This window comes from Pseudundibacterium arcticum (assembly GCF_042646465.1).
Taxonomy (GTDB): domain Bacteria; phylum Pseudomonadota; class Gammaproteobacteria; order Burkholderiales; family Burkholderiaceae_D; genus Undibacterium_A; species Undibacterium_A arcticum.
Genome location: NZ_JBHRTP010000080.1, coordinates 1 through 13,092 on the forward strand (window position 1 = coordinate 1; position 13,092 = coordinate 13,092).

At 55.9% G+C, this 13,092-nt stretch carries 9 protein-coding genes and 1 pseudogene; 2 read left to right on the plus strand and 8 right to left on the minus strand.

What is annotated here, in order from left to right:
- Window positions 1-74: 74 nt before the first annotated feature.
- Both ACFOFO_RS21300 and ACFOFO_RS21305 read left to right on the plus strand, forming a co-directional pair.
- Window positions 75-446, plus strand: a pseudogene (locus ACFOFO_RS21300) (transposase); the annotation flags it as partial.
- Window positions 447-1,082: 636 nt separating this feature from the next.
- The gene (locus ACFOFO_RS21305; RefSeq protein WP_390323246.1) at window positions 1,083-1,442 is read left to right on the plus strand and encodes a DUF1428 domain-containing protein; all 360 of its coding nucleotides are present in this window, start codon (window positions 1,083-1,085) and stop codon (window positions 1,440-1,442) included.
- A 114-nt stretch (window positions 1,443-1,556) separates the two neighbouring features.
- Here ACFOFO_RS21305 and ACFOFO_RS21310 read toward each other — a convergent pair whose 3' ends face one another.
- The 8 genes from ACFOFO_RS21310 to ACFOFO_RS21345 form a co-directional block, all read right to left on the minus strand.
- Window positions 1,557-3,983, minus strand: coding sequence for a penicillin acylase family protein (locus ACFOFO_RS21310; RefSeq protein WP_390323245.1), 2,427 nt, complete (start codon window positions 3,981-3,983; stop codon window positions 1,557-1,559).
- A 349-nt stretch (window positions 3,984-4,332) separates the two neighbouring features.
- Window positions 4,333-5,334 carry a patatin-like phospholipase family protein gene (locus ACFOFO_RS21315; protein WP_390323243.1) on the minus strand — a complete coding sequence of 334 codons (1,002 nt, stop codon included), beginning with the start codon at window positions 5,332-5,334 and terminating at the stop codon, window positions 4,333-4,335.
- A 147-nt stretch (window positions 5,335-5,481) separates the two neighbouring features.
- Window positions 5,482-6,138, minus strand: coding sequence for a HugZ family pyridoxamine 5'-phosphate oxidase (locus ACFOFO_RS21320; protein ID WP_390323241.1), 657 nt, complete (start codon window positions 6,136-6,138; stop codon window positions 5,482-5,484).
- A gap of 94 nt (window positions 6,139-6,232) precedes the next feature.
- On the minus strand, window positions 6,233-7,246 hold the full coding sequence (locus tag ACFOFO_RS21325; RefSeq protein WP_390323240.1) for an adenosine deaminase: 1,014 nt from the start codon (window positions 7,244-7,246) through the stop codon (window positions 6,233-6,235).
- 262 nt (window positions 7,247-7,508) lie between these two features.
- The gene (locus tag ACFOFO_RS21330) at window positions 7,509-8,060 is read right to left on the minus strand and encodes an NADPH-dependent FMN reductase (RefSeq protein ID WP_390323239.1); all 552 of its coding nucleotides are present in this window, start codon (window positions 8,058-8,060) and stop codon (window positions 7,509-7,511) included.
- A gap of 50 nt (window positions 8,061-8,110) precedes the next feature.
- The gene (locus tag ACFOFO_RS21335; RefSeq protein WP_390323238.1) at window positions 8,111-8,263 is read right to left on the minus strand and encodes a hypothetical protein; all 153 of its coding nucleotides are present in this window, start codon (window positions 8,261-8,263) and stop codon (window positions 8,111-8,113) included.
- Window positions 8,264-8,533: 270 nt separating this feature from the next.
- Entirely contained in the window at window positions 8,534-10,858 is a 2,325-nt protein-coding gene (locus tag ACFOFO_RS21340; protein ID WP_390332785.1) for an ATP-dependent DNA helicase, read from the minus strand.
- Window positions 10,855-12,522, minus strand: a complete 1,668-nt coding sequence (locus tag ACFOFO_RS21345) for a VRR-NUC domain-containing protein (RefSeq protein ID WP_390332788.1) — start codon at window positions 12,520-12,522, stop codon at window positions 10,855-10,857. Before ACFOFO_RS21345 ends, ACFOFO_RS21340 begins: the two co-directional genes overlap by 4 nt.
- Between the last annotated feature and the right edge of the window lie 570 nt (window positions 12,523-13,092).

Sequence of the window (13,092 nt, forward strand, 5' to 3'; positions counted from 1 at the left end):
TGCCATAAGGTTTTGTTGATGTCACGTCACTCATCCCCGCATGGCAGGTTGGTGACCTTCGTCAACGGGATAACATTGGCCCGCTGACCGCCACTGCATTGAACGCCACCGTGTCGGACGTGTCGAGATTTTATTCAGGGCGCCAGTTTGCCGCCTGGCTCGGGTTGACTCCCCGACAAACAGGAACCGGCGGCAAGATCAGGTAGTTTGGGATCTCCAAGCGTGGTGACGCCTATATACGAACCCTGCTGATGCACGGCGCGCGAGCGGTGATTGCGCGAAGTGTGCAATCAGCGTGGGTACAAGCGTTGCTGGCCAGACGCCCTTACAGCGTGGTGGTCGCCGCATTGGCCAACAAACTGGCGCGAACGGCCTGGGCCGTCCTGACAAAAGGCAAAGCCTTTGATCAGGGCAAATGGAATCCAGCCGAAACCGTGGCTGCATGAGTTACACCGGGCAGAAAGTTGACAAGACATATCCAACACAAACGTTTTGAAGGAGAGTAAGCACAAAGCAAAGTGATGGGTCAACAGTCATACCGGGGCAGGGACAATCCGATAAGGCTACAGGGCATCAAGCTCGATAATCAGATAGGAACCTTGCCCGCCATCAGGGCCAGCAGGATGAAACGCCTGCGCAAACAGGCCGCATATAAGACTGCAACCTCCATTGAAACTTCATGCTGCTAAAACTTGCTTTCCGGGAGACGTCCATATAAGCGTAGCCTTAAATCATTTGCCAAACTCACGCTTTTACGCACGCCCCCCTGTTAAGTCGATCTCAAAAGTAGAATTTTCCGTGCAGAAACTGACCGCGATTTAGCATTGAAGCAATCTTTGCAAAACGTCATGCGGCCGCTCCTCCAGTCAGGGACTTAGATCTTTTTCAGGACAGAACTTTATTTGTTGCCAACAATAAGCGCTTAATTCTAAATTGATCCCAAGTGGGGTGCTAGCGCGTTCATGGGCTTGGCGGATAAATTCCTTGTTTTCTCGACTGCCCCTGACTAAGCTGGGCATTGTGATTGCCAAGTAATAAATGAACCGCATGTTCGACAGATCTATTTCCTCAAGGAGAATGTCATGGCCTACGTCGACGGATTTGTTCTACCGCTTCCCAAAACAAATGTGGAGGCCTACCGCGCAATCGCGAACAAATGCGGCGCGATCTGGCGCGAGCATGGAGCGCTGCAATTTCGCGAGTGCATTGCCGATGACGTGAAACCCGGCAAGCTCACCTCGTTCCCACAAAGCGTGAATCTCGAGCCCGAAGAGACCGTCATCTTCGCCTGGATCGTGTACGAATCGCGCGCCCACCGCGACGAGGTCAACGACAAGGTGATGAAGGACCCCCGCATGGCCGACATGATGAAGCCGGCGTCCATGCCGTTCGATGGCAAGAGAATGATTTATGGAGGGTTTGAGGTGTTGGTTGATCTTTAACTGGTACAGAGGGTGCACATGATCGACCACCGTTGTATCCGGCTCAATCGCCGCCCAACATGCGGCCTACGCCCAACCCCGACGTGGCCGCCGCCGGCTTAAGACTTCGCTCCCCTATTTTACGAACGTGAGAGTATGTTTCTCCGCACCGGGCAACAATGGTGTGGCTTGGCCAGTGACCCAAGCCTCGTGACCGGCGAGAAAAAATGGCGACAAGGGATGGCCACTTTGCCCGCCGGGCATATTGAAGATACCTTCCTCCTCCTTGCCGGGCGATACCGTCATGCGTTCCGATTGCCCAAAATTGCGGCCGGCCACGCGCGGCATGTTGCTGTCGCCCGGCAACATGTCCGCGGGAACCGCAAGCCAGCGGCGCAGCAAAGGCATAGCCGAACCGATGGGATGCACAATCGCTGCAGTATTGCGTTCGCCCCACGTAGCCGAGGCCAGGGTTTTGCCATCCTTGGTCAGATCAGCAATCACCCGATCGATGGCTGCCACTTGCACCGCCTGCCAGCTTGCATACTGGGGCGGTAGCCAGGCCGGCGGCCGACCATCGAGCAGGCGTGCGAGCACCACTGGCCAGCGCGACGTCGCAGCGGCCATGCTGGCATTATCATCAAGCTTGGCCAGCTCGCCGTTGGCGCCATCAAACAACAGATCGTACAGTGCGTACATGAAGCCGCGCGTGATTCGGTAGGCGGCGGAGTTAACGCTGGCGTGACCGGTCCAGCCGCTCTTCAGCAATTGCAGAAACTGGGCGCGCTGCGGATGCTGGGCTACGGTGCCGGCGTCCAACGCCGCAATAGCGCGGTTGCGCCAATCCGACAGGAAAATGGCGCGGTCGTCCAAGGTCACGCCATATGCCCCATTCACATCGGTTTTTGCGCCCAGCGCGGTCAGGTCGTCGCGCACTTGGTGGCCGCGCGCGCCAAGGTCAAAGCCACCGTCGCCAAGCAAATCGGCGCTGGCGCCCATCAACTGACGACTGTTTGCCGTCGACAGCTGGCCGTTGTCGGGATTGCGCACTTGCGGATATTCCGCTGGCGTCAGCCAGCCCTGCCAGGACGCGGCCGGGTCATCCGCTGTCAGCGGAAAGGTCGCCGCCAGACCGGTTTGAGCACGCCGTGGCAAGGGGCCGGCGATGGTCCAGCCGATATTGCCCCTGTCGTCGCCGGCGACAAAATTTTGCGCCGGGATGCCCATGGTGGCGGCAATTGCAAGCGCGTCGGCCAGCGTCTTGGCCGACTCCAGTTTTTTCGCATTCATATTGACTGCCTCGGCGGCATGCGCCACCCAATGAATCGCATAGCTGCGCCCCGCTACTTTGCGCAACGGTCCCAGCGAAGTTTCACGTACCAGTAGCTTTTCTGCCGGCGCGCCCTTCACGAGGATCATTTCTTCATACGCGACGGGAGTCTCCCAGCCACCAGGCGTACGCACTAGTCCGGGCTTGTCGGCATCGGCAACCACCTCGATCAGATCGAGATAGTCCCCATAACTGTTCGTAAATCCCCACGCCACGTGGCCATTGCTGCCGACCACCACGACCGGCGCGCCGGGCAAGGTAACGCCGACGATGCGCAGCGTCGCGCCGGCCTCGCGAAATTGCAGTGCTTCGCGATACCAGGTGTTCGGCAGCTGGATGCCGAGATGCATATCGTCGGACACGATCGCCACGCCGTCCTTGCTGCGGCTCCCCGCCAAGGCCCAGTTGTTGCTGCCGACAGAATCGAGAAAAGAGGGATCGAGAAAGGGGCGGTCGAGAAATTCAGCGGTGGCGACTTTGAGCGCATCTTTCGCGCGCGGCTTCGTCCACCAGTCGGGCGCGGTGGCTGGAATCGCTGCGTCTGGCGCGGCGACCTTGTCGGCATCCAGCGGCGCATCCCACTGCGTCGATTGCGGCAACAGGAACGCCAGTTGATCGGCACTGCTGTGCTCCTTCAGCCAGCCGCGCGCCAGTTCGCGCGGCTCCTGGCCGCCCTGTAAATCGAAATACATGGCCCAGATCACCAGTAGCGAATCAGCCGCCGACCATATTCTCGGCGCGACGCCGATGAGGGCATATTCAAACGGCCGGGCGGCAAGCCCACTCAGGCCATCGTTCACGCCTGCAACATAGCGCTCCAATAACTGGCGGTCAGCCGGCGCCAGCGCCTGCAAGGCCTTTTCGGCGCGTGCGCGAAATCGATGCAGCCGATGCGATTTATCGAGAGCGACGGCGTGCGGCCCGAACAATTCCGCCAGTTCGCCGGCCGCCATGCGGCGCAGCAAGTCCATCTGAAAAAAACGGTCCTGCGCGTGTACAAAGCCGGTGGCGTAGGCTACATCGCGCCGGTCGCTACCGCTGATCAGCGGCACGCCGAGCGCATCGCGCGCCACGCTGACCGTGGCATTCAGGCCGGCGACTGCCTGAATGCCGTCCAGCCGCGCCAGGCTGCCCCTCAGGAATAGCCATAACCCGAGCAAGGCGATGGCCAATAATCCGACAAGTGCCAGCAAGACTCGCCAGAACCAGACCTTCACACGCCCCTTTTGCATAGCTATCCCCGTGACAGTCGGTGTCGATGGAAACTGGTTGAAACCGCCGTGCATGTTGCCAGAAATTCAATGAGGAAGCGAAGACTACATACGTTGGGCTGCGCAATATGCATTTCGGATGTGCGCAACATGGCGGTCAGCCGGCGCAGATCCGGTCCGGCAATATTGCACTCCGATCAGGGATCAACCTATGCGGCAGCTGAATATCGTGCGTTACTGGATGGGTGTTGACCCGGCGCCGTCCCAAGCCTCAGGATCAGGTCACCGGTACCGTTGAATTTTCGATTTCCAGGATGGCCGGGGCCGACGGGCGATGGTCCTGGACCAGGTAAACCACAAAAACCACGCTTCATAAGAATTTCTGTGCAATGTTGACGCTCGATCGTTCGCCGATGGCGTCGAGATTTTCAGCCAGCCATTTGTCCGCGGCGTGACGGCCGATCTTGTGCAACGATTGCAAAAATCCCCAATCAGAATTGGATTTGCTAGACGCGCCAAATTTGCGCATTTGATTTTCAGAATCAATCGCATGGATCTTGATGTGCTTGTATTTTCCCGTGTCCACGCGGTCTTCGGCGAGCATCCGGTTGACGAAGTCGATCCCGCGCAACTCCAGAATTAACGGGCTATTGAAACTGATTTCATTGAGACGGTCGATAATCTCCGGTGACGTGTCCGGCACATCGTTGCGTTCGATCGGGTTAATTTGCACGATCATAATGTCGTGCGTTTCGGTTTGTTCATACAGCGGAAATATCGGCGGGTTGCCCATGTAGCCGCCGTCCCAGTAATGTTCGCCATTAATCTCTACCGCTTGGAATAAAAATGGCAGACACGACGATGCAAGCAGCACGTCGCACGACAGCTCGGCATTTTTGAACACCTTGACACGCCCGCTCTTGACGTTGGTGGCGCAAATGAAAAGCTTGACCGGACTTTTCTGGCGCAGCCGAGGGAAATCGATTTGTGCGTTCAGCATGTCGCGCAGCGGATTGATGTTGAGCGGATTGGTCTGGTACGGCGAAAACATGCGCGACATGAGATCGAACTCGGCACCGACGAATTCCATCAGCGAAGGAATTTTCAGCGCGCCGATGCTGGGCGTTTCCGACACGGCTTTCCAGAAATCGTGCAGCGCTTTTTTGGCGCCATGGACGCCGCCGTCGAGCAGGCCGTCGGCATACACCACTGCATTCATGGCACCCGCGCTGGCACCGGATATGCCGTCGACCACGATGCGCTCTTCTTCCAGCAGCCGGTCGAGCACGCCCCAGGTGAATGCGCCGTGCGAACCACCACCTTGCAACGCGAGATTGATTGTAACGGGTTTGCTCGTGTTGACGTCATTCATGTTTAATCCTGTTGAGTGAGTAGGTTATTTATAATCATTAGGTCGCTTTGTAAGACACCCTGGAATTTAATCATGCCGATGCCAATTTTGTTTTGCCCCAGCGGTTGCCAAGCAGCCTTTAATCCACATTTCGCGGCAGTCGGCAATTCACAACGCGGCAAGAAACCGTTTTGTCACTTCGCCAATGTGTTCCGTCCCAACCGGCGCATTTGGAAACTGCTGTCGCTCGCGCTTGCCCTGACGCTCGATGTCGACCCCATAGTAATCCAGGCCTAGCAACCGGATGCCCATCGGTAAAACCTCAATGAGTTCCCGGTAGAATTTTGCCTCGTCGATTAGCGGCATGACTGCCCCATTCGCCCACTCGACCTCTTCCATCCAACCCATTTCACCAAAACCAGCCACATATCTGGCGCGCTTTGGCGTGAGCCGGAAGAACGCAAAGTCCCCAAGGTCGAGGTACTGCTTCGCATCTGGCTGATAGCGAAGGTAGCGCGCAACCAATTCCTGTGATGCGTCGAAACGTTCCACATCCCCCACGATGGTCAGCCGCGCCACCGTCAGGACGTTGTGCCCGTCCGGGCTGGAGACCAGAAAACTGGCGCGATGGTCCGCCATGAGATTTTTTGTGTGTTCCGCCAGACCGCTGACGAGAAATACTGGGTAGTGCCGTTCATCAAGTGCGAATGGCAGGATAGATGCAAAGGGGTAGCCTTCAACCTGCGTCGATTGTGTCGCCAGGACGCCGTAGGTCGCCCTGTGCAGCAATGGGATGACGGTATCAAGATGAATTTTCATTGTCATAGACTAACTCCCCGGAGTTTTTTGGTTGCGCGAATCGGAATATTTGATCGGGTGCGCGGCAAACGCGCCAAAACGTCGCGCTTCGAATCATGCGTCAATCCTGGAAGAAGGTGTCCACCTCATCCAGATATTTCTGCTTGGTCGAGGCATCCAGAAACGACGCGAAAAAACTATTGCGCGCCAGTTGCTGCGCATGCTTGCGTTGCAGCGGCAAAGCTTCAAAAGTTTGCACAAAATTGTCGTTCATATAGCCACCGAAATACGCCGGATCGTCCGAGTTGATGGTCGCCACCAAGCCTGCATCCAACAATTGCAACAAATTATGATCGCTCAACTTGTCAATTACGCGCAGCTTGAGGTTAGACAGCGGGCACACCGTCAGCGGGATCTTGTCGCGTGCCAGGCGCCGGGTCAATGCGGCGTCTTCCAGGCAGCGAACGCCATGATCGATACGTTCGACCTGCAGCACGTCGAGTGCGGTCTCGATATAGGCCGGCGGCCCCTCCTCCCCCGCATGCGCAACCAGATGCAAGCCCAACTCTTTGCAGCGTGCGAACACGCGTGCAAACTTTTCCGGAGGATTTCCGCGCTCCGACGAATCGAGACCGACGCCGATGAACTTGTCGCGATACGGCAGTGCCTGCTCCAAAGTCGCAAACGCGTCTTCCTCCGACAGATGGCGCAAGAAGCACATGATCAACGCGCCGCTCATGCCCCAACGCGCGCGCGCCTCGCGCAACGCGCGATGGATGCCGTCGATCACGGTCGAAAACGCGACGCCGCGTGTGGTATGGGTCTGCGGATCGAAGAAAATTTCGGTATGCAGGACATGGTCGGCTTTCGCACGCTGCAAATACGCCCAGGTCATGTCGAAGAAATCCTGCTCGGTCAGCAACACGCTGGCGCCGGCGTAGTAGATATCGAGGAAGGATTGCAAATCCGTGAACGCATATGCGCGCCGCAGTTCATCCACCGATGCGTAATTAAGTGCGACAAGATTGCGTTCGGCCAGCGCAAAAATCAGTTCTGGCTCGAGCGAACCTTCGATGTGAATGTGCAGTTCTGCCTTCGGCATTTTTTGTACGATATTGCGTAGCGTGGAATCCATTGTGCTTGCTCTCCTTGGTTGATTTTGCCCGGCCATCGCTGGCCGTCTGGTTTCTCATGTCAGCCACTGTGCGACATCTCCGGATCCTGAGGTTCCCGGTGCATCACTGCTTCGTGCCTGGGGACTCAAGCAATTGATGAACATCAGGCCCGCAGTACAGTTCATAAGGCATGAAAGTATACGCTTCCCGTCGCTCTACTGATTCAACGACGAGAACTGTTTTTGGTAAACTAAGCTGCGCTCATCGAGCCGCCGCTCAACATTATGTCTTCGCAAACTCGACGAATTTGTGGACGAACTGTTGGAGTTGTGCGCGCATTTTCTCGTCAACGATCTCGCCCGCCTCGTCGAAGACGTTCCCGGCGCGGGACACGAGCAAGCGGCCGCCGAACCAAGGTCGCATACCCAAGGTTCGCAGCACCGGCAACCAGGCGTTCTGGGACAGGATCGTACCGAACCCGCCGGGCGAGGCACCCACGACCGCAACCGGTCGACCGCCGAATATCCGCTGGATATCGGCAGGTGGTCGCGACATCCAGTCAATCGCGTTCTTGAACACGCCAGGTATGGAATTGTTGTATTCGGGAGTCGCCAATAGTACGCCATCAGCCCCTGCGATCTGTTCTTTTAACGCCGTTACTGCCGATGGAATACCGTGTGCTTCCTCCACGTCACCGTCATAGAGCGGAATTCCCTTGAGTGTCGCGATCTCCAGCGTGGCTCCATCTGGCACCAACGCTGCAGCCGCACGCAACAAGGCAGTATTGTACGAATGGCTACGCAGACTCCCTGTAATCCCGATGATTTTTGTCATAGCGTTCTCCTGTTGGGTTGAGGTAATTGAAGGTTGACTATTCACGCGGTTCACCGGGTGACATATCCGCCAAGCGCGTCGAGCACGCGCCGCAAGTCGCCATGCGCCATGGCTACCGCTGGTGATTGCTGCAGCATCGCCACATTGCGCTCCCGGACCTGCGGTTGGGTGAATTCATGGCATGTTCCCCTCCATAACTTCATGTTTTCCATTCAAGACCAACTTACTGAATGTCGTTGTGAATCATCGTACCCGTGTTTGATAGTCGTGGGCACCGCGGCCTTCTCACAAATTTCAGCCAGGATGTCGTCAAATCGATAAAATCCGGCACCGCACGCAGGATGGTGATTGATCCCTGGACGTCGGCAGCGGCCAGCGCATTGCTCTTATGCAACTGGGATCGCAGCTAATTCGCTCATTCCATTGTGCCAACACGCGAACACCGAGATTTTATGCACACGCGCCCCTCCCTTTTAGCGTTCTATTTTCCACCAACTAGGTAACAGGCGAACAACGTTCGGTCGTGCAAACCGGTCGTCAATCAGATACACGACACCTCGATCGTATTGAGTCCGGATCACACGCCCGGCGGCCTGCACGACCTTCCGTATACCCGGAAAAAGATACGTGTAGTCATAGCCCACGCTCGAGCCAAATGTTGCGCCCATCCGTTGCATCATTTGCTCGTTAACGGGATTAACTTGGGGCAATCCCAACGTCGCGATAAATGCGCCGATCAGACGCTCACCGGGTAGGTCGATCCCTTCAGCAAAGGAGCCGCCCAGCACGGCAAATCCTATGCCCTGGCTTCCAACTGAGAAGCGCGCCAGAAATTGTTCCCGTTCAGTCTCTTCCATCCGGCGCGACTGTAGCCACAACGGGACCTCTGGATGCAGTGCGCTAAATAGTCCAACCACCTGTTCCAGGTAATCGAAGCTGCTGAAAAACGCGAGATAGTTCCCTGGCAGCGTTTTGTACTGTCTCGCCATCACCTCAACGATCGGCACGAGAGATGCCGCACGATGTTGATATCGGGTTGAAATATCGCTCACGACCTGCACCGACAATTGTTCGGCACTGAATGGAGATTGCACGTCGATCCAGGCGGTATCGCTCGGCAGACCGAGGGTGTCGCCATAGTAATGCCAAGGGCTCAAGGTGGCAGAGAACAATACGGCACAACGGGCAGCGGCAAAGCGCTGCTCGAGAAATGCTGCAGGGATAATATTGCGTAGACAAAGCACTGTCGCCGTCTGCGCATTTCTTGAGGATCCGATTTCAGATTCCTTGGTGATATCGAACAGCGAATGCGAGTCAAACAGCTCGATCAGATGAGAAAAATGCAGCAGGTCGAAGTAAAGCCTCAGCAGCCTGGCATCAATGCCTGTCGGATTTTCATTCAGATATTCCGAGATCGCGCTGATGACTTGCTGTAATCCGCTGACGAATTTTGGCGGAACGGCCGGGTAGACCTGATAAGAGGCGTTCTGATTTTTGTGCAAGTCATTCCACTGGCGATTGAGGCGATCAAGAGGTTTTTTGAGTGCGGCTGGCGCTGCCCGACGCACTATCTTGAAACCAACCTGGTCCAGTTCGGCCGTGTACATCTTCCGGGCGCGCTCGATCATGTTGTGCGCTTCATCCACCAGAACGGTAACGCGCCACTGATTGGCGACGGTTAGCCCATACAGCATCGCGTTCAAGTCGAAATAATAGTTGTAGTCTCCCACCACAACGTCACTCCAACGGACCAGATCCTGACTGAGGTAGTACGGGCAGATCTGATGTTCCAGCGCGACCACCCGCACTGAGCTTTTATCCATCAGACCGCTGACTAATGCGGCGCTGCGTGCCTGCGGCAGGCGATCGTAAAAGCCTTTGGCGAGTGGGCAAGACTCTCCATGACAGGCTTTATCGGGATGCTCGCAGGCTTTATCCCGAGCGACCAGTTCAAGCACGCGAAGCGGTAAGGATGGTGCATTGCTTTTGATCAGGTTAAGGGCATCGAGCGCCAAGCCGCGGCCTGATGTCTTGGCCGCCAGGAAAAATACCTTATCCAGTTCCTGCCCGGGACAGGCTTTAAGCGCCGGGAATATGGTGCCGATGGTCTTGCCAATTCCGGTTGGCGCTTGCGCCATGAGGCACCTACCGCTGGCGGCGGCCCGGTACACGTTCTCCGCCAAGGCCCGCTGGCCCGAACGGAACGATGCGTGTGGAAAGCGCAGTGAGGTGAGCGCCTGGTCCCGCGCGGCGCGATGAACCAGTTCCTGCTCGGACCACGCCAGAAAACGTTCGCATTGATCCTCGAAAAATTGCTTGAGTGCGTCCGCAGAATACGGCTGGACGATCAAGGTTTCTTTTTGGCTGCCAATGTCGAAGTAGACCAGCGCCAGGCGCACCTCGGACAGACCCAGCTTTTGGCACAGCAGCCACCCGTAAATCTTGACCTGCGCCCAATGCAGCTGTCTGTGATTGTCCGGCATGAGACGCAGGTCGCCCCGATAGGTTTTGATTTCTTCCAGCTGATTCTGTGCCGGATCATAGCCATCGGCGCGGCCGGCAACGCGCAAATTCTTGAATTCGCCGGTGAGGGCCACCTCCGCCTGATAACCGACCTGACAATCGGCCTGATAATCCGGCTGAGAATCGGCCTGATCCATGGCGGCACGACGCGAGCGGATGATCGCGTGTCCTGCGATGCCTTCCTGTGCCGATGGCGACGGCGTGAAGCGCAAATCAAGATCACCCTGCTTGGCAGTGAATTCACACAGGGCACGGACGGCGACCGCGTATTTCATTCGACCCGTTCCGCCCATTGCACATAACATACCGCGACCGGGATGTCGTGCTTTGCACAATAGTCGAGCCATCGCATCTGGTTGTCCTGCAAGCGATCACCCGGTCCCTTTACCTCGATCATGCGGTAGCGCTTCTCGTCCGGCCAAAATTGGATCAGATCCGGCATACCTGCGCGGTTCAATTTGATATCTAGCAACATGCGTTCGAACCATATTTTCAGGTGGAGCGCCGGCACACAGGACAGTGCAAGATCGAGTAACTCTTCGGTCAATACATCCCAGAATACAAACGGAGACTGTATTCCCGCTTTTTCTCTGAAGTTATGGCGGATGGTATGCGTGTACTGATCCGAGTCTAGCTGCAATAGACTGTTGATGAACTGCGACTCACGGCGGCGATAGAAATCAGGGCTATGCAGATCGGCCGGACCCGTATGAAATGGGTGAAAAAAAGCACCTGGGATCGGTGCAAAGATGGCACTCCAACACAGCAATCCAAACAGCGAATTGATCAGCGCATTTTCGACGTAATGTACTCGTACACGCTGCTGGCGGCTAAGCTGTTCCAGATGAACCCTGACGAGCTCCTCTACTGAAATTAGCGGCTCAGGTTTGGGTAATGCCAGATCGATTCTACTGGCGGGATCCAGGTGGTGGTGTACCGCGGGAATCCTGGGATGGCCGAGCTTGCGATGCAATCTTGGCAAAATTCGCAAGAGCTGTTGTTTCTCTGCCTCGCTTTCGGGCGTGCGTTCGGCGATGTTGGCCAAACTGAACGCCGATTCAAATTGGGCACAGCGTTCCATCATCCGTATTGCTCGAACGCGCGAACCAGAATATTGGCATTGGCCATAGACGTTGAGCGCGGCAGGGAATTGCTTGATTTGCTCATAATGCTGGGCGATTTGAAACAGCAGTTTTGAGCGCCTACCTTCTAGCCAATCATTGTCATACACGCGGGCGGGGATGTCCTTAAGAACTTCTTCCGGTGGCTCACCCAGCAGGAATCGTTCTCGACATCGATGAAGGTGCAGGTAGTCGTCAATGTCCTGGCGACTCCGAAATCCCCGTGACGATGCTGAAAACTCAACTTTTTCATATTGGAATATCCCCAAGTCCGCAAGCACGAACTCCGACCAGTCCTGCCGCAAGTTACCAAAGAACATCAGTCTGAGGCGATCGCAGATCGGGGTGATTTGCACCTGATACACGCGCTCGTTGGATGCCGGGTACCAGGCCGTAAAGTCGCGGCTGTCGGTAAATTCACCACGAAGCGCCAGCAGTTGATCCGACTTTCTCGCTGCAGTTTTATGGAGAGATGATCCGAAGACCTGTGAGATCTCGGCTTTTTTCAAGAGCCCGAACAGCTCGTCCAAGCTGAGCCATGGGTTCTCATCGACCCAGCCAAGCATAATCAGGGGCGCCGCTGCGTCTTCTACCGACCCTATTTCGTCGTACGCTAATTTGCTCGATCGAAACAGATCGCCTTTGCGCATCACCATTCTGACCAGTAGCGCTTTCGTTTCCTTGGATAACAGATGAAAGTGGTCGATGAACTCCCGTTCCTGGGCAGTAAGAAGGTCGCTGTAACGCTCCGCGATCCACTCCAAGACGGTGCAGAAATTCTCAAGATAGTAGAAGCGATTTTCGATGAGCTTGATCATTTCGAATGGCGCAAATAAAGCCTGCCCGATCGTCCGGTCTGCGCCCGATAACACACCGCGGAGGTCACACCGCAGGCCTCACGCGCGCGGCTATCCGCTCGCTCAATTGGTTCAGGCACGAAACCGGGGTCCCAAGCGGCGTCCGAGTCAAGCAGCTGGGCCGATATGCTCCAGCAAGCTTCGCTCTACCGAGCTCTAGACAGGATGATCAACCACTTACGCAGCAGCAACAATTCAAGATGTCCCGGCTCAATGCCCGGGCACCATTCCAGAACAGGACTGGTTGTGTAATAGCGCTTACGAAAATCACGACAAATGGATATTTCCCGCCTGCCGATACGTAACAAGAACGATGTAGCGAGGTATTCAAAATCGAAGCCTGTCCCTATGGAATTGAAGTTCGCCATGGTAGGAAATCCCCTATGAAATCGGTCACAACAAAATACTAGCTTACCACGATTACTGTATAAACATACAGTAATTCATTGTTGTGATCAATTGCATATTGTCCGAGATTCAATGAATACGGCCGTTTCCAGATTGAGCTGCCGGTTCGGCATCAGCCGGTAC